Annotated in this window: 16 protein-coding genes; 13 read left to right on the top strand and 3 right to left on the bottom strand. The window is 61.9% G+C overall.

Going from position 1 to position 15,992, the window contains the following annotated elements; all coding sequences use genetic code 11:
- The 10 genes from ACSAMW_RS04125 to ACSAMW_RS04080 all read left to right on the top strand — a co-directional run bounded on the left by ACSAMW_RS04125 (nt 1) and on the right by ACSAMW_RS04080 (nt 9,574).
- Nucleotides 1-696 (top strand): tRNA (adenine(22)-N(1))-methyltransferase, encoded by a 696-nt coding sequence (locus ACSAMW_RS04125; RefSeq protein ID WP_500592795.1) that lies wholly within the window; start codon nt 1-3, stop codon nt 694-696.
- A 151-nt stretch (nt 697-847) separates the two neighbouring features.
- Nucleotides 848-1,723 (top strand): 4-hydroxy-tetrahydrodipicolinate synthase, encoded by an 876-nt coding sequence (gene dapA, locus ACSAMW_RS04120; RefSeq protein ID WP_500593970.1) that lies wholly within the window; start codon nt 848-850, stop codon nt 1,721-1,723.
- Between the two features lie 22 nt (nt 1,724-1,745).
- Nucleotides 1,746-2,909 carry an iron-containing alcohol dehydrogenase gene (locus ACSAMW_RS04115; protein WP_500592794.1) on the top strand — a complete coding sequence of 388 codons (1,164 nt, stop codon included), beginning with the start codon at nt 1,746-1,748 and terminating at the stop codon, nt 2,907-2,909.
- On the top strand, nt 2,906-4,198 hold the full coding sequence (locus tag ACSAMW_RS04110) for a four-carbon acid sugar kinase family protein (RefSeq protein ID WP_500592793.1): 1,293 nt from the start codon (nt 2,906-2,908) through the stop codon (nt 4,196-4,198). The genes ACSAMW_RS04115 and ACSAMW_RS04110 overlap by 4 nt, the downstream gene beginning before the upstream one ends.
- Complete coding sequence (gene pdxA / locus ACSAMW_RS04105; protein ID WP_500592792.1) at nt 4,191-5,225, top strand: 4-hydroxythreonine-4-phosphate dehydrogenase PdxA; 1,035 nt, start codon at nt 4,191-4,193, stop codon at nt 5,223-5,225. Before ACSAMW_RS04110 ends, pdxA begins: the two co-directional genes overlap by 8 nt.
- 49 nt (nt 5,226-5,274) lie before the next feature.
- Nucleotides 5,275-6,696 (top strand): sodium:solute symporter family protein, encoded by a 1,422-nt coding sequence (locus ACSAMW_RS04100; protein WP_500592791.1) that lies wholly within the window; start codon nt 5,275-5,277, stop codon nt 6,694-6,696.
- On the top strand, nt 6,683-7,807 hold the full coding sequence (locus ACSAMW_RS04095; protein WP_500592790.1) for a sialidase family protein: 1,125 nt from the start codon (nt 6,683-6,685) through the stop codon (nt 7,805-7,807). The genes ACSAMW_RS04100 and ACSAMW_RS04095 overlap by 14 nt, the downstream gene beginning before the upstream one ends.
- 14 nt (nt 7,808-7,821) lie before the next feature.
- Complete coding sequence (locus tag ACSAMW_RS04090; protein WP_500592789.1) at nt 7,822-8,508, top strand: SDR family NAD(P)-dependent oxidoreductase; 687 nt, start codon at nt 7,822-7,824, stop codon at nt 8,506-8,508.
- A gap of 43 nt (nt 8,509-8,551) precedes the next feature.
- A complete protein-coding gene (locus ACSAMW_RS04085; RefSeq protein WP_500592788.1) occupies nt 8,552-9,346 on the top strand; it encodes a DeoR/GlpR family DNA-binding transcription regulator in 795 nt (264 codons plus the stop codon).
- A gap of 63 nt (nt 9,347-9,409) precedes the next feature.
- Nucleotides 9,410-9,574, top strand: coding sequence for a DUF2986 domain-containing protein (locus tag ACSAMW_RS04080; protein ID WP_500592787.1), 165 nt, complete (start codon nt 9,410-9,412; stop codon nt 9,572-9,574).
- Nucleotide 9,575: 1 nt separating this feature from the next.
- Here ACSAMW_RS04080 and ACSAMW_RS04075 read toward each other — a convergent pair whose 3' ends face one another.
- Nucleotides 9,576-10,202, bottom strand: coding sequence for a glutathione S-transferase family protein (locus ACSAMW_RS04075; protein WP_500592786.1), 627 nt, complete (start codon nt 10,200-10,202; stop codon nt 9,576-9,578).
- Between the two features lie 170 nt (nt 10,203-10,372).
- Here ACSAMW_RS04075 and ACSAMW_RS04070 point away from each other — a divergent pair, with 170 nt between their 5' ends.
- Entirely contained in the window at nt 10,373-11,047 is a 675-nt protein-coding gene (locus ACSAMW_RS04070) for an HAD family hydrolase (protein ID WP_168085942.1), read from the top strand.
- Between the two features lie 247 nt (nt 11,048-11,294).
- Nucleotides 11,295-11,705 carry a hypothetical protein gene (locus tag ACSAMW_RS04065; RefSeq protein WP_500592785.1) on the top strand — a complete coding sequence of 137 codons (411 nt, stop codon included), beginning with the start codon at nt 11,295-11,297 and terminating at the stop codon, nt 11,703-11,705.
- Between the two features lie 10 nt (nt 11,706-11,715).
- Here the strand turns inward: ACSAMW_RS04065 and ACSAMW_RS04060 are convergent, their stop codons facing one another.
- Nucleotides 11,716-14,085 (bottom strand): membrane-bound PQQ-dependent dehydrogenase, glucose/quinate/shikimate family, encoded by a 2,370-nt coding sequence (locus tag ACSAMW_RS04060; protein WP_500592784.1) that lies wholly within the window; start codon nt 14,083-14,085, stop codon nt 11,716-11,718.
- 223 nt (nt 14,086-14,308) lie between these two features.
- Between ACSAMW_RS04060 and ACSAMW_RS04055 the strand changes: the two genes are divergently transcribed.
- Complete coding sequence (locus ACSAMW_RS04055) at nt 14,309-14,962, top strand: hypothetical protein (protein ID WP_500592783.1); 654 nt, start codon at nt 14,309-14,311, stop codon at nt 14,960-14,962.
- Here the strand turns inward: ACSAMW_RS04055 and ACSAMW_RS04050 are convergent.
- Nucleotides 14,916-15,887 carry an SdiA-regulated domain-containing protein gene (locus tag ACSAMW_RS04050; protein WP_500592782.1) on the bottom strand — a complete coding sequence of 324 codons (972 nt, stop codon included), beginning with the start codon at nt 15,885-15,887 and terminating at the stop codon, nt 14,916-14,918. The genes ACSAMW_RS04055 and ACSAMW_RS04050 overlap by 47 nt on opposite strands.
- Between the last annotated feature and the right edge of the window lie 105 nt (nt 15,888-15,992).

Here is a 15,992-nt window from a genome sequence, read left to right as displayed (position 1 = left end):
TTGAACGAACACACCCTGTCCCAGCGCCTGGAGCATGTGGCTGCTCAGGTGCCCCAAGCGGCTTGTCTAGCGGACATCGGCTCCGACCATGCCTACCTGCCAGTGGCGCTGATGCGTCGAGGGCAGATCACCCGTGCCATCGCAGGTGAGGTGGCACACACACCATTTCAGGCTGCCGGGCGTACCGTCCGTGAAAATGGGTTCGAGCACTGCATTGAGGTGCGCCTGGCCAGTGGCCTGGCGGCCATCCGCCCTGAAGACGGGGTCACGGCAATCACCCTCTGTGGCATGGGCGGGGAAACCATAAGGGACATTCTGGACAGCGGCCGGGCCTTCCTGAAGGGGACCGAGCGGCTGATCCTGCAGCCCAATGGTGGTGAGCGGCCGCTGCGCCATTGGTTGATGGTCAATGGTTACCGCATCCTGGCCGAGCAGGTGCTGCGGGAAAACCGCTTCGATTACGAGATTATCACCGCCGACCCTACCGGGCCGGTGGCCTATACCGAGCAGGAACTGTATTTCGGCCCCTTGCTGATGCAGGCCCGCACCCCTGCCTTCCTGGCCAAGTGGCGGCGGTTGCTGCAGGTGCGGCAGCGCGCCCTGGCCCAACTCAGCCAAGCCCAGCAAGGCGCGCCTGCTGAGAAGCTAAACGAACTCCGCCGCCAGGTAAGCTGGATCACCCAACTACTCAGCTAAGCTCTGCGCCCTTGTGGGACTGGGCTTGCCCGGGAACCGGCTCCACCAAATGATCAAAACGATCATTATCTAGCTAAATAAAATTAATTATTGATTGAAGCAATCACTAAGCGCATCATGACGACCAGAACAATCACAATGAGACGTCATGATGAGATTCCAAGGCATCGTTCCAGCGCTGGTCACGCCCTTTACGGACACCCATCAGGTGGATGAAGGCGCGCTGCGTTCATTGATCGAAAACCTGATCGAGCATGGCGTCCATGGGCTGTTCGTGCTGGGTACCAATGGCGAATTCTTCACGCTGAGCGAGCGCGAAAAACTGAACATTGCGCGCATTACCGTGGAAGCGGCCGCGGGCCGGGTGCCAGTCATTGCCGGTACCGGGGCCTTTGCCACCCACGAAGTGATCGAGATGAACAGCCGGATGGTTGAACTGGGCGTAGACGCGCTGTCGGTGATCACCCCGTTCTTCAACGCCATCAGCCAGAAAGAGCTGGTCAACCATTACACCGCCATCGCAGACGCCTCAGCCCTGCCCATCATGATGTACAACATTCCGGCGAAAACTGGCGTGTCCATTGGCATAGGCGCTGTGGCCACCCTGTCCCAGCACCCTCAGATCAAGGGCATCAAGGACAGCGCCGGCAACTTCGACAACCTGGTGCAGATGATCCAGTACCGCAGCGACGATTTTGCGGTGTTCGCCGGTACAGACTCTCTGATCTATTGGAACTTGCTCGCCGGGGGTGACGGTGCGGTGGCCGCGACCGCCAACGCCGTACCCGGGGTGGTGATGGACATCTGGCGCCGCTTCCAGGCCGGGGACCATGAAGGGGCACGAGCGGCCCAGGAACACCTGCGCCCGCTGCGTGATGCCTTCGCCATGGGCACCATGCCGGTAGTGCTCAAGAAAGCAGCAGACCTGCTCAACGTTCGTGTGGGCCCCTGCCGGCCGCCTGTTTCGCCCTTGGACGAAGCAGCGGTTCACACCCTGGAGCGCCTGCTGGCCGTGTACCGCCCCTGAACCTGCCAAGGAGTCTCGCGCCATGCCTTACCATTTTCAGACCGTTAAACACCTGATCCATGGTCCAGCGGCACTCGACAGCCTGGGCGATCACCTCAACCTGCTGGACACACCGCTGCGCCGCCTGGTGCTGGTCACACAGAACGCCATGCACCGCCAGGGCGTGACGGACCGTTTGAAGGCCCTGTTTGCCGAGCGGGACATTGAGCTGCACGTGATCGACAACGTGGAGATCGAACCCAGCATCGAAAACATCAGCCAGGTGTTCGAGCGGCAAGTGGCGCCCCATTCGCCCGATGCACTGATCGCCGTGGGGGGTGGCAGCGTGCTGGACGCCGCCAAGTTGTTCGCCGTGATGCTCACCAATAGCGTGGCGGTGAGGGACATGCTGGGCATCGACAAGGTGCCCAAGGCGGGGGTGCCTCTGATACTGGTGCCGACCACCTCCGGCACCGGCTCTGAAGTCACACCTAACGCCATCGTGACCCTGCCGGACGAAGCGCTGAAAGTGGGCGTGGTCAGCCGGCATCTGCTGCCGACGCTGGTATTGCTCGACCCGCTGCTGACCTTGACCCTACCCAAGGCCATCACGGCCGCTACGGGCATGGATGCATTCACCCACGCGCTGGAATCCTACATTTCTACCAAGGCCAACCCGGTGAGCGACGGTTTTGCCTTGGAAGCCATGCGCTTGATCGCGGGCAGTATCGAACAGGCCTACGCCCAGCCGGACTCCGTCCAGGCGCGTGGGGATATGCTGCTGGGCTCCATGTATGGGGGGCTGGCACTGACGGCCGCAGGCACGGCTGCCGTTCATGCGCTGGCCTACCCCTTGGGCGGGCAATTTCACGTCACCCATGGGGTGGCCAATGCCATGTTGCTGCCCCATGTGATGGCCTTCAACCAGGATGCCTGTGCCGACCGGCTGAAAAGGGCCGCTTGTGTGTGTGGCGTGGCCGATCCTGCCGACGGTGCCGAAACCGCAGCGGCCAAGTTGATCGAGCGGATTGTGCAGTGGACCGCTGTGCTGAATATCCCCCAGGACCTGACGACATTTGGCGTGACCGAAGCCCATTTGCCGGAGTTGGCGGTCGCGGCGTCAAAGGTCACGCGCCTGATGGTGAACAACCCCAAGGCCATGAGCCTGAGCGACATCCAGGCCGTCTACCGTCGGTTGCTGCCATGACGGACAGCCTACTGGTTATCGCGGACGACCTGTCTGGTGCTGCAGATTGTGCCGTGGGGTTTACCCGCCAGTGCCTTGCTCGCGTCGTCATTGGCACTGCCGTGGGCGCATTGCAGCCGGGCGTCACTGCGCTGGACCTGGACACGCGGCGGCTGTCGCCTCAACAGGCGGCCGAAGCTCAGTTGGCCGTATTGGCGCAGCCTGCGTTAGCGGCCTGCCCGCTGTACAAGAAAGTCGATTCCACCTTGCGGGGGAATGTGGTCAGCGAGGTGGTTGCACTGTTGGGCAGGGGCATGGCGCTGGTGGCACCGGCCTTTCCTGCCTTGGGGCGGACCACACGAGGTGGCGTGCAATGGCTGGGCGAAGCGCCCGTGAGTGATTCCGATGTGTGGGCCAACGAAGGTTTGAGCGGCAGCGCGGACCTGCTGGCATTGTTCAGTGCCCAAGGTGTTCGCGTGGCGGGCCTCTCCCGCTCGGCACTGGCACAACCGGACCTGCCACAGGTGTTGCGCCAACACTGTACCCAGGGCACCCAGGTGCTGGTGTGCGATGCCCTGTACGAGGAAGACCTTGCGCACTTGGCCACTGCTTCGGCGCCCCTGTGGGCCCAGGTATTCTGGGTGGGCTCGGCCGGCCTGGCGCGGCATCTGGCACTGGAATTGTCCCTGCCGCCGGTTACTGGCAACCACGGGCATGCGGGCCTCACGGGACCTGTCCTGGCCGGGCCTGCCCTGGCCGGGCCTGTGCTGACGGTGGTGGGCAGCATGTCGGCGCATTCCCATGGGCAGGCGGAGCATTTGGCAGGGCACACGGCGCCTTTCAGGTTACAGCTGTCACCCCGCCTGCTAGTGGCTGATGAGGCCCAGCCGCAGCGGGATGAGTGGGCGGCACAACTTGCCCACGCCTTGGCCAACGGGCAGGACGCGTTGGTCACCTTGATCCAAGTGGGCCGTGACCCCGCGCAGGGGCCGGCTTTGTCCCAGGCCTTGGGTGCCTTGCTCAAAGGGCCGCTGGCTCACGCGGGGTGCCTGATCGCCACGGGAGGCGAAACGGCCCGTGCTGTGCTCAGCCATGCCGGGATCGACGTGCTGGAACTGCACACCGAGCTGACCCCCGGCGTGGCCTGTGCCACGGCTTGCCACGGCGGCCGACGGCTGACCGTGATCACCAAGGCGGGTGGTTTCGGCCAGCCTGCCACGCTTCACAACGCCTGGTGCCAGGTACGGGCCAGCGAAGGCGCTATCGCGCCAGCCACCGCTTTGCTTGAAAAGGATACGCCCCATGTCTGAACTGCCTGTCATCGGTATCACCATGGGCGATGCTGCCGGGGTTGGCCCGGAGATCATCGTCAAAGCCCTGGCCCATGCCTCGGTCTACGCCCTGTGCCGCCCGCTGGTGATCGGGGATGCTGCGCGCCTGGCCGATGCCAACCGCATCGTGGGCGGGAACCTTCAAGTCAGCAGCATCACCACCCCTGACCAGGCGCGGTATGTGCCAGGGGTGATCGACTGCATCGACCTGAAACTGATTCCAGCAGGCCTTCCCTATGGCCGGTTGTCTGCCGTAGCCGGGGACGCGGCCTATCACTACATCAAGCGCACAGTGGAGCTGGCCCAGGCCGGGCAGCTGCAGGCCATTTGCACGGCCCCGTTGAATAAGGAAGCGCTGCACGCCGGGGGGCATATTTTCCCCGGCCATACAGAAATGCTGGCGCATCTCACGGGGGTGGAAGAGGTGTCCATGATGCTGATGACGCCTACCTTGCGGGTGATCCATGTGACGACCCACATTGGCATCATCGACGCTATCAACCGCATCGAGCCTGGGCTGGTACGGCGCACCATTGAAAGAGCGCATCAGACACTGGTACGCGCCGGTATCCATGACCCTTTGATCGCCGTCTGCGGCATCAACCCCCATGCCGGTGAGAACGGACTGTTCGGCTATGGGGAAGAAGCCACCAAGATCCAGCCGGCCATCAACGAATTGCGCGCACGCGGCTGGCGTGTGGAAGGGCCACTGCCGGCGGACACTTTGTTCTTCCGGGCCGGCCGTGGAGACTTCGACGCGGTGGTTGCCATGTATCACGACCAAGGCCACGGCCCGGTAAAAGTCATGGGGCTGGAAGCCGGGGTAAACGTGACCATCGGCTTGCCGGTGATCCGCACCTCGGTTGACCACGGCACCGCCTTCGACATTGCCGGCAAGGGCATTGCCGACGAGCGCAGCCTGATCGAAGCCCTGCGCCAGGCCGTGGAGCTGGCCACCCGCACTGCGCCTGAAACCGACCCCCCAGTGGTTGCTGCCGTGTACTGATCCCTTACCTGTTCAACGCCCCATTACAACAACAAACGGAGCGAACACCATGCACACGTTCGATACCCAGGACACGTTGATCATCGTCGCCATGGTCGTGGCCTATATCCTCTTTACCACCTGGATCAGCTTGCGCCTGCGCAGCCGAACGAGTGAGCAGTACATGGTGGCGGCCCGCAGCATGCCGGCCTACATCGTCGGTATCCTGATGATGAGTGAGTACATTGGCGCCAAGTCCACGGTGGGCACGGCACAGGCGGCGTTCGAGAGCGGTATGGCAGCCTCGTGGGCGGTGGTGGCTGCGGCCATTGGCTTCCCGCTATTTGGCTTGCTGATGGCGCGTAAGTTGTACAACTCCGGCGAGTTCACCATTTCCGGCTTTATCGAGAAGAAGTACGGACGCTCCACCAAGCTCATGGTGTCGATCATTATGATCTACGCATTGCTGCTGGTGAACGTAGGCAACTACATCAGCGGCGCGGCGGCCATCTCGACAGTGCTCAAGATCAACCTCCCAGTGGCCGCCTTTATCACCGCCATTATCAGCACGCTGTATTACGTGTTCGGCGGCCTGAAAAGCGTGGCCTATGTGAGCGTGCTGCATACGGCGGTGAAATACGTGGGCATCTTTATCGTGCTGGGCACGGCCTTGTCCCTGAGCGGTGGTTTCAGCAACGTGAGCCACGGCCTGCCGGAGCATTATTTCACTTGGGATGGCGCCATTGGTGGGTCAAAGGTGGTGGCCTGGATCGTCGGCACGGCCGGGGCCATCTTTTCCACGCAGTTCATCATTCAGGCGGTGTCGTCTACCCGCAGTGCCAGTGCTGCGCGCTCGTCTACCTTCTGGGCCGCGATCCTGTGCCTTCCTATTTCCATCGCCTTGGGGCTGATCGGGGTGATTGCCAAGTACATGTACCCCAGCATGGACAGCCTCTACGCCATGCCGGTGTTTCTGCAATCCATGAGCCCGGTGCTTGCCGGTGTGGTGACCATTTCCCTGGTGGCGTCGATCTTCGTAGGTGTGAGCACCGTGGCCCTGGCCATCGCGTCGCTGGTCGTGCGGGATTTTTACGTGCCTTGGTTCAAGCCCAACGCCGATCAGGAGTTTCGCACTACCAAACTGATCGGCTTGGTGATCGGCTTTGTGCCGCTGTTCTTCGTGTTTTTCGTACCGGAAATTCTCAACCTGTCGTTCTTTACCCGCGCCTTGCGCCTGTCCATCACGGTAGTGGCGCTGGTGGCCATCTACCTGCCGTTCTTTGCCACTACCCGCGGCGCTACCTTGGGCCTGGCGGCGTCTACTATCACCACCAGTGTGTGGTATTTGCTGAAAAACCCCTATGGCATCGACAACATGTACATTGCGCTGGCTACACCGGCGCTGGTGATCCTGATCGAGCGTTGCCTGCCCCAGCCCACCCGCGCCGCCCAGGCGCCTGACACCACCGAGGTGCCCCATGCCCACCATTGAGCAGCGTCAGGACGCGTTCCTGCCCACACCCTATGCGCAGAACCACGCCGCCAACCTGCATGAATTGCACGATGGCACGCTGCTGTGCACTTGGTTTGCCGGTACCCAGGAAGGCATGGCGGATATTTTCGTGCTGCTCTCGCGCCTGAAGCCGGGTGAAATGCAATGGAGCGATCCGCAACAACTGAGTGACGACACGGCCCGCTCGGAACAGAACCCTATCCTGTTCCAGGCACCCGATGGCCCACTGTGGCTGATCTGGACTGCCCAGGTGTCCGGTAACCAGGAAACCGCCATCGTCCGCCGGCGGTTGTCCACGGATGGCGGCCGTACCTGGGGGCCGGTAGACACCCTGTTCGAGCAGGCGGGCACCTTCGTTCGCCACCCGCCGGCGGTGCTGGACAACGGTGATTGGGTGCTGCCAGTGTGGTACTGCATCACCCAGCCGGGTGAGAAGTGGATCGGCAGCCATGACGTAAGCGCCGTGATGATCTCATCCGATGCCGGTGCCACCTGGGCGCGCCATGATGTACCCGACAGCACCGGCTGCGTACACATGAATGTCCAGCAACTGGAGGACGGCAGCCTGCTCGGGCTGTTCCGCAGCCGGTGGGCAGACCACATCTACGCCAGCCGCTCCTATGACCGTGGCCGTACCTGGTCCGCGCCCGAACCTACCGAACTGCCCAACAACAACTCTTCGATCCAGTACGTGAAGCTGGCCAACGGCGCGCTGGCGCTGGTGTATAACCCAGTCAATGCCGAGGGCATCAGCGAGCGTCGGGCGTCGTTGTATGACGAAATCGAAGACGAAGGCGACGACCGCATTACCCCAGGCGCCAATGCTATGGGTAAATCGGCGGTGTGGGGCATCCCCCGCGCGCCCATGAGCCTGGCATTGTCCACGGACGACGGCCACACCTGGCCGGTACGGGTCGACCTGGAACTGGGAGACGGCTTCTGCATGACCAACAATTCCCAGCAGAAGCTCAACCGGGAGTTCTCCTACCCCAGCATCCTCCAAGCCCGCGACGGCAGTTTGCATATAGCCTTCACGTACTTTCGGCAGAAGATCAAACACGTGCGCCTGCCGCTCAATAGCGTGCAATGATCCGGGGTGACGAGATGGAACCAGTACGCAAGGCAGCCTTGGTAACCGGCGTGAGTTCCGGTATCGGCCTGGCTATCACCCGGCGCCTGTTAGCCACGAGCTGGCAGGTTATCGGTATGAGCCGCACAGCGCCGGACCTTGAGCACCCAAGCCTGCGGTGGATCGGTGTGGACCTGAGCGACCGGGAAGCAACCGCCCAGGCTCTGGCCGACGTGGCGCCGGTCAACGCTATTGTTCATGCCGCCGGGTTCATGCGCACCGCCTCGCTGGGCGAATTGAAACTGGAAGACGGCCAGGCCATGTGGCGCGTGCATGTAGAGGCGGCCACACAGTTGGTGGACCGCCTGTACAGCCAATTGGGGCAGGGCGGTCGTGTGGTGATCGTGGGCAGCCGTACCATGTATGGCGCGGCCGGGCGAAGCCAGTACGCGGCGACCAAAGCGGCATTGATGGGGCTGGTGCGGTCGTGGGCACTGGAGCTGGCCCCTCAGGGGATAACTGTGAACCTGGTGGCACCTGGCGCCACGGATACGCCCATGCTGCGTGACCCGGCCCGGCAGGGTACGCCGCCGCGCCTGCCACCGTTGGGCCGGTACGTACAGCCTGAAGAGGTGGCCGGGTACGTCGGCTTTCTGCTGGGGCCGGATGCAGGGGCGATTACGGGGCAGCAGTTGGTGATCTGTGGTGGCGCTTCGCTCTGAGGTACAGTAGCGCCCACCGCCGCCGTATTTTGCAAGGACACGAATGAAAGTCGCCAACCGCCGTCAGGCCATCCTTGAACGGGTGCTGGCCAACCCGGGCAATACCAATGTAGAGACGCTTTGTGAGGCGCTGGGCGTTTCGGAGGCTACTGTGCGCCGGGACCTCACAGCCCTGGCAGAGCAGGGGCTGATCATGCGCACGTACGGCGGGGCTGCGCATGTGGGAGCACGCGAGCCTGAGCCTTCGCTGGAAGAGCGCAGCACACTGTCGGCTATGGAAAAAAGTACCATTGCCCGTGCAGCCTTGGGCTTTATCCAGGACCATGACACTGTTCTGCTCGATGGCGGCACAACCACGCTGGCGCTGGCGCAGTTGTTGAACGAGCGCACCGGGCTGCACGTAATTACCAACAACATGCTGGCCGTGCCCTGGCTGCGTAACCTGCCCGAAGGCCAGGTCACCTTGCTCGGTGGTGAATTACGGGTGGGCAGCATGTCCAGCGTAGGGCCAGCGGCCATGGCCGCACTGGCACGGCTAAGCGCAGACAAGGTATTTCTCAGCGCTGACGGGGTAGTGGCCGAGCGGGGGTTGTGTGAGGCCAGTGCCGCCCAGGCCTACCTTAAGGAACAGATGATTAACCAAGCTGCCCATGTGTTCGTGCTGGCCGATGCCAGCAAGCTGGGCCGCGATCATCAGCAGCACTGGACGCCCCTTAAAACCGAGTGGACGCTGATCACGGCGGGTGCACGGCCGGAGCAACTGACAGCGTTTGAAGGCTTGCCGTGGGTAAAGGTGCATTCAGTGAACGGTCTACCTAATGAACCCGAGCCGCGCTGAACCGCCTGCTTTACGTTACCCTTGTCTGCGTTGTCAGCCGTCCAGCGCCTGGAGAACCCGCTCGTGAACCGACAGAAAAAGATCAAACAGCTGCTCAAGGCCCATGCCAAGAAGGCCAGCGCAAAGCTGGCCCCTGTGAAGAAGGACAAGTACATCAGCAAGGCAGACCGCGCCAGGCTGGCCGAAGAGGCCCTGCTGCCGGCGTCATCATCCCCTCCAGCGCCCTGACTTAACGACCGTAGGCGTACTCACCACCTTGCTCGATGGCCTTTTTGTAAGCGGGGCGCGCTTGCAGCCGGTCAACCCAGGCGGCCAGGTGAGGGTAGGCGTCGATCTTGCCCCGCGCCTTGGCCAGTTCACCAATGAAACTCATCTGGATATCGGCCCCGGTTAACGCCTCACCGACCAGGTAGGGCGTCAGGCCCAGCGCCGTGTTCAAGTAGCCCAGGTAGTTCTCCAGTTCCGAATCGATCCTGGGTTTCAAGGGGGCGCCGGCGTCACCCAGGCGGCCTACATACAGGTCAAGCATCAGTGGCAGCATGGCTGAGCCTTCGGCGAAGTGCAGCCATTGCACGTATTCATCGTAGGTTGCAGTGGCCGGGTCGGGCTGCAGGCGGCCTTCGCCGTGGCGGCGAATCAGGTAGTCCACGATCGCGCCGGATTCGATCAGCACATGAGGGCCGTCTTCAATCACAGGGGACTTGCCCAGCGGGTGGACAGCCTTGAGTTCGGCAGGGGCCAGGTTGGTGTCCGGGTCACGCTGGTAGCGCTTGATTTCATAAGGCATCCCCAGTTCTTCCAGCAGCCACAGAATGCGTTGCGAACGGGAGTTATTGAGGTGGTGAACGGTGATCATCGAAGCTCCAGGCGTGTGCAGGTGAGTAGCAGTGGACCCTCCTGCCACCCAGGCGTGCCGTAAACGTTCACGGCTGCAGGTGTTCACTACCCACGCGTTGCCAATCCCCTTGAACCATCGCGGCGCGGGCTTTCTCTGATGCTTGAACCCGCCTGTTTACGGATTGACCCATGCGCGACAAAACCTCTTTTATCTTCGACCTCGATGGCACCTTGACCGACAGCGTGTACCAGAACGTGGCGGCCTGGAAAGAAGCCTTGGACGCCGAAGGCATCCCCCTGCCCATGTGGCGCTTGCACCGCAAGATCGGCATGAGCGGCGGCCTGATGCTGAAAAACCTGTCCCGCGAGACAGGCCTGGACCTGACCGAGGAACAGGCCGAGCGTCTGAGCAAGCGCCACAGCGAAGCGTATGAGCGCCTGCAAGGGCAGATCATTGCATTGCCTGGCGCGGTAGATCTGTTGAAGAAGCTGGATGCGGAGAACTTGAAGTGGTGCATCGCCACCAGTGGCGAAATGTCGACCGCTGAAATCAACCTCAAGGTGCTAGGGCTGGATAAGGACAAGATCACTCTGGTGACCCGCGACGACGTAAAGCAGGGCAAGCCTGACCCTAGCCTGTTTATCGCCGGTGCCGACAAGATGGGGGTGCCCATTGAGGAATGCCTGGTGATTGGCGACGCCATCTGGGACATGCTCGCGGCGCGCCGCGCCAAGGCCACCGGGATCGGCTTGCTCTCGGGTGGTTACGACATCAGCGAGCTGGAACGCGCAGGGGCGCTGCGGGTGTATGAAGAACCCCTGGACCTGTTGAATCACCTGGATGAAGTGGCGTCGTTCGAATAAACAACGGCGCGTGGTGTGGGAGCTGGCGAAGCCGGCGAATGTGCTCGAATGACGTTATACGGGTGATTGGCGTTAAGCATTCGCAGGCTTCGCCGGAAGGCCGGCCCCCCACTCCTACAATGTGGCAGGCATCAGGCTATGTGGGAGCTGGCGAAGCGCGGGTGCAGCCGGCGAACTTGGACGGTCGGGCGTATACTGAGTCCACTTGGCTCAACTTGCGCCCCATGACCTTCAGGAGCACTGCCACATGGACGGGTTCATCGATACCCCCACACTACGCGAACTGGCCGCCGTTGACAGCCTTGTGACGGGCGCCTGCGCGTGCCTGGCCCGCGACCTGAGCGGCTGGTCCAACTGGCCCGTGGGCTATCGCGACGCTCATTTCGAGCAACTGGGTACATTGGCCCGATACGCGCCCGAGCACGCTACGCTGGACGAGTACGACCCTGACCACATGGGCTACTGGTCGCCCACCGCACCCATCGCGGTGCAGTTCTACCCTTGCAACCAGGCCACCGTGTGGCGTTGCCTGGCCTGCAGCCGGGTCTACCTGCGTCATAACGACGATGGCGCCTACCACGTGGCACCGCGCATCCGCCGGCTGCAGGGTGCCTTAATCGTAGACGCGGCCCACGTCCGTGAGGGGCGCGAGCCCTGAGCATCACACTTCAGTTCACTCTGAACGCCACCACGCTATCTCCCAGGGTAGTCCCCAGCCCGGAATGCCCGCCTGCTGAAATCACCACATACTGCTTGCCGTCGCTGCCCAGGTAGGTAGACGGCGTGGCCTGGCCCCCTGCGGGCAGTTCGGTCTGCCACAGCAGCGCCCCGGTGTTGATGTCATAGGCCCTGAAGAAATTGTCTGCTGTCGCCCCTTGGAACACCAACCCGCCAGCAGTCGCCAAAGGCCCCCCATGGGCGACCATGCCAACCGGGAAACCCACAGGGAAGCGATCAGCCAGGAACGCTGTCTTCAAGTTCTTGGTGGTCCCCGTGCGGCGTAGCCACTGGGTTTTGCCGGTCCTCAGGTCCACGCCCGCCATGCGCCCCCATGGCGGCGCGATACACGGTATACCTAGGGACGACACAAATTGCTTGATCTTGATGGCGTAGTCCCCCTGGAAGTTCTCGTTCCAGTAGGGGGAACCTTCTTCAGTAAACAGGCGCTTTTCAGGGTGTTGTGCGTCACGTTTGATCAGGTCGTAACGGTAGGCCAGGCGCACAGGCGTGGCGATCAGCAATTGGCGATCCGGGTCCACGGCGACCGAGCCCCAGTTGAACACACCAATGTTGCCAGGGAAAATCAACGAACCTTGCTCGGTGGCCGGCGTCCAGGGGTTGGCGTCGTAGCGCAGCTTATGAAAGCTGATGCGGCAGGCCATCTGATCAAACGGCGTGAGCCCCCACATGGCGTTTTCGCTTAGCGGCTTGGGAATGAAATTGATGCCGGACACTGCTTGTGTCTGTGCAAAGTGTTCCCCTGGCACGCCGCCCTCCGTGGACACCTTGACCTCGTTCACCGGCACCAAGGGTTCGCCGGTCAGGCGGTTGAGTACGAACAGGTTGCCCACCTTGGTAGGCAGCACCAGCGCTGGCTGCTTGCTGCCGTCTTCGCCGATGTCGAGCAGGCTGGGCTGGGAAGGGTTGTCACGGTCCCACAGATCGTTATTGGAAGTCTGGAACTTCCACTTGAATGCACCTGTGTTCAGGTCTAGCGCCACCAGGGTATCGCGGAAGATTTCCGTGTTATTGGCCGGGTTGCGCCGGGCCCCCAGTTCATCAGGCGAGGCGTTGCCGAACGGCACGTAGACCAGGCCGTTTTTCACATCAGCGCTTAGGGTAGCCCAGGCCACTGGGGTGTCCTGGGGGTACGTCTGGCCCGCCGCGATAGGCTGGGTCGCCGTGGGGTTGGCTGGGTCGAAGTTCCACACCAGCTGGCCGGTTACGGCACTGTAGGCGCGGATGACCCCGGACGGGTTGCCGTCTTTGTAGCCGTTGTCCATCACCGAGCTGCCCAGCACCACCAGGCCGCCAGCCACCAGCGGGGCCGAGGTTTGCATCAGGGCATGGGGGCGAAGCGTGCCCATGTTGGCGCTCAGGTTAACAACGCCCTTGTCGCCGAACCCTTCGCACAGTTGGCCGGTGTCGGCGTCCAGCGCCAGCAGCCGCGCGTCGGCGGTGGCCATCAGAATGCGCTTGGCACAGGCCCCAGGTAGCGTAACGGCCGCTTCTGAAGCGACAGCGTAATAGCTCACGCCTCGGCAGGTCTGGTGCTGCTGCAGGTACGACCGATTTTTTTCCGGTACGTACTTCCAGGCCAGGGTGCCAGTTTCCGGCACCAGGGCATGCACCTCGTTATGGGCCGTGCATAGGTAGACCCGGTTGTTGACCTTCAGGGGCGTGGCCTCGAAGGTGTATTCGCGGGCATCTGTGTTCGGGTCGCGCAGGTCACCGGTATGGTATTCCCAGGCTGGCACCAGGGTGCTCACGTTAGTAGTGTTGATTTGGTTCAAAATAGAGAATCGCTGGCCCTGGTTCGTGCCCCCATACGCGGCCCAGTCGCTTCCGGCAGAAGCGTTGTCGCGTGTTGTAACGGCGTTGCCCAGCGTGCCGGCGATGGGGTAGGGGTCGTACAGGGTCAGGGCAAGCACCATGGCCATCATCACGGCAACCGTAGTGCCCAGCACCGGATGAAAACGGCGGGTGTCGCTGGCCGTGTGGGCCTGCATCAAAGGGCGGACCACCCAGGGCATGGCCAGCCAGAAACCCACCAGTGCAAACACATCGCCACGGGGAATCCACTGCCACTTATCGAACCCGGCTTCCATAATGATCCAGGCCAGAATGGCCCACATCAGCAGGGCGTAGAGAGTGAGTGCACTGCGCTTTTTGAACCACAGCAACACCGCTGTGAGCAGGATTACACCGCCGATCCCCAGGTAGGCCGGTGACCCGCCCGCCAGCAGGAGGCGACTCCCCATGTACACCAGTGCCACCGCCAGCGCTGCCATCAGGGCACTCGTTGCTTTCACGACCATCGCGTTTTTCCTGTGGAGTCGAAGTCAGCCTTATACCAGCCGCCGGTGGGAAAGGCCTGCCCTTATTGACCTGTCTTCGGAAATATTGGGCAGGCCAAGGCGCGGCTGCCTAATAACAATAAATTGGAGTGATACTTCCAATCGATAAAGATATGTAAAAAAAGTGTGAAAGATTCGTTTACTGTTGCCGGCTCGTTTGGCTGATGATGTAACGGACTGTGCTGTGCAATTACCCATAAATACCCTGCTACAGGCAGGCGTCGGTTTCGTCTTGCGCCTGGCCCTGGTGGCAGTGGCCATTACCCTGTTGTGGCTAGACCTGGCGGTGTTTCACACCGACCTTCTGGAGTTATCGTTCACTGAGATTGGCCAGGAATCGATGTTGTTGGCGTGCGCGCTGCTGTTCTGGCTCGCACCTGCCGCGAAGGAAGCGCGGGGCTTCAAGGTGCTGGCAGGTGGGTTTTTCGCCTGCTTGCTGATGCGTGAGCTAGACGGGCTGTTCGACCCTATCAGCCACAGTGCCTGGTGCTGGCCCCTGATGCTGATCGCAGGCGGCTGCATAGGGTTCGCCTGCAAAGCCTCGAACCGTGCAAGTACCCTGAGCGGAATCCTGGTTTTTTTGAAATCTCGCGAATTCAGCGCCTTCTCTACCGGGTTCGCCGTATTGGTGTTCTCACGGGTGTTCGGCATGGGGGCCCTGTGGCACCTTATCCTGCAGGGCGGCTATGCACGGCTGGCCAAGACCGCGGTGGAAGAGGGCATCGAGCTGCTGACCTATACCCTGTGGCTGGCGGCTAGCTTGGAGTATTTCTGGCGCGCACGCCGGGCAGTCAATGAGCCGGCTTTGCAAACCGGTAGAACAGGTTGGGTTCGCTGACCACATACAGGTTGCCGTCGGTATCCATGGTGATGCCCTCAGGCTGGGGCGCATCCTTGGCCAGGCCACCCAGGTTGGCGCGCAAGGATCGAATGCTGACGAAGCGACCTTCGCTGTCCAGTTCGGTAATGTTTTTCGATTGGTCGCTGAGCAATAGCAGGTGCCCAGTGACGGGGTCGAAATAGCCATCGGACAGGTCGCTGGCATAGCGGTTGAGGGTCAGCCAGGAGGTAAGGTCAGTGATCGACACGTTGACCGGCCCTTGTACCGACTTCATAAGGCCTGTCACGGCCCACATCTGTAAGGGGTCACGTTCTTTTATGGCGAACAGCCTGTCGGTGGCGGGGTCGTAGGTCACGCCCTCAAGCCCCTTGTTGTTACGGGTGAGGTTCAGCCCCAAGGTCACCGTCTGCGCCTGGGCGGCTGCCAACGGCTGCGGCGAGCGCGGCAGGGTGATCATATTCAGCCGCTGCGTGCGCTCTTCGGCAATCACTACCCGATCGTGGCCCACGTAGGTAATGGCTTCCGGGTCCTGGAACCCTGTCAAAGCGTAGCGGCCCTCTACCTCGCCCTCTTTGGTCAGTACCAGCAGTTCAATGGGCGTGTCATTGGTCACGGCCAGCAGGCGGTCATTGTCGTAGTCATAGGTGATGCCTGACAGGTTGCGCAAGCCCGGTTCCACCACCTTGGCATCAATGGCTACGGTGAACGCTGGCAGCCATAGGTTCTGGGCCGGGGCGGCGTTGCCGGCCCACACATTGTGCCAATGCCCATAGGCCTGTTCGAACCAGCATTCCCGGTACACCTGAACACCCACTGCACACACCGCCGCCATCAGCAGGGCTGCACGCAGGTTGGGCAGCCGTAGGCCAAGCAGGCGCGGGCGTAAGCGAAGCCCTTGGCGAGTAAGGGTTTGCGTCGTCATGCAAGGGCCTCCACGGCAGCGTCGTTCACGGCGCTCAGTCGGCTGACCGAACGCGCAGTGACTATGGCAGTGGAATGTCACGAGCAGATTAACGAAAGGTTTCAG

This window comes from Pseudomonas sp. AB39(2026), assembly GCF_059831485.1.
Note: the sequence above shows the minus strand (reverse complement) of the source record. Positions and strands in the feature narration are given on the sequence as shown.

Excerpts from the sequence above, each read along its gene's own strand:
- ACSAMW_RS04110 (WP_500592793.1), top strand. The coding sequence starts at position 2,906 with ATGACGGACAGCCTACTGGTTATCGCGGACGACCTGTCTGGTGCTGCA.
- ACSAMW_RS04050 (WP_500592782.1), bottom strand. The coding sequence starts at position 15,887 with ATGACGACGCAAACCCTTACTCGCCAAGGGCTTCGCTTACGCCCGCGC.
- ACSAMW_RS04075 (WP_500592786.1), bottom strand. The coding sequence starts at position 10,202 with ATGATCACCGTTCACCACCTCAATAACTCCCGTTCGCAACGCATTCTG.
- ACSAMW_RS04070 (WP_168085942.1), top strand. The coding sequence starts at position 10,373 with ATGCGCGACAAAACCTCTTTTATCTTCGACCTCGATGGCACCTTGACC.
- ACSAMW_RS04065 (WP_500592785.1), top strand. The coding sequence starts at position 11,295 with ATGGACGGGTTCATCGATACCCCCACACTACGCGAACTGGCCGCCGTT.
- ACSAMW_RS04090 (WP_500592789.1), top strand. The coding sequence starts at position 7,822 with ATGGAACCAGTACGCAAGGCAGCCTTGGTAACCGGCGTGAGTTCCGGT.
- dapA (WP_500593970.1), top strand. The coding sequence starts at position 848 with ATGAGATTCCAAGGCATCGTTCCAGCGCTGGTCACGCCCTTTACGGAC.
- ACSAMW_RS04100 (WP_500592791.1), top strand. The coding sequence starts at position 5,275 with ATGCACACGTTCGATACCCAGGACACGTTGATCATCGTCGCCATGGTC.
- ACSAMW_RS04115 (WP_500592794.1), top strand. The coding sequence starts at position 1,746 with ATGCCTTACCATTTTCAGACCGTTAAACACCTGATCCATGGTCCAGCG.
- ACSAMW_RS04085 (WP_500592788.1), top strand. The coding sequence starts at position 8,552 with ATGAAAGTCGCCAACCGCCGTCAGGCCATCCTTGAACGGGTGCTGGCC.
- ACSAMW_RS04095 (WP_500592790.1), top strand. The coding sequence starts at position 6,683 with ATGCCCACCATTGAGCAGCGTCAGGACGCGTTCCTGCCCACACCCTAT.
- pdxA (WP_500592792.1), top strand. The coding sequence starts at position 4,191 with ATGTCTGAACTGCCTGTCATCGGTATCACCATGGGCGATGCTGCCGGG.
- ACSAMW_RS04060 (WP_500592784.1), bottom strand. The coding sequence starts at position 14,085 with ATGGTCGTGAAAGCAACGAGTGCCCTGATGGCAGCGCTGGCGGTGGCA.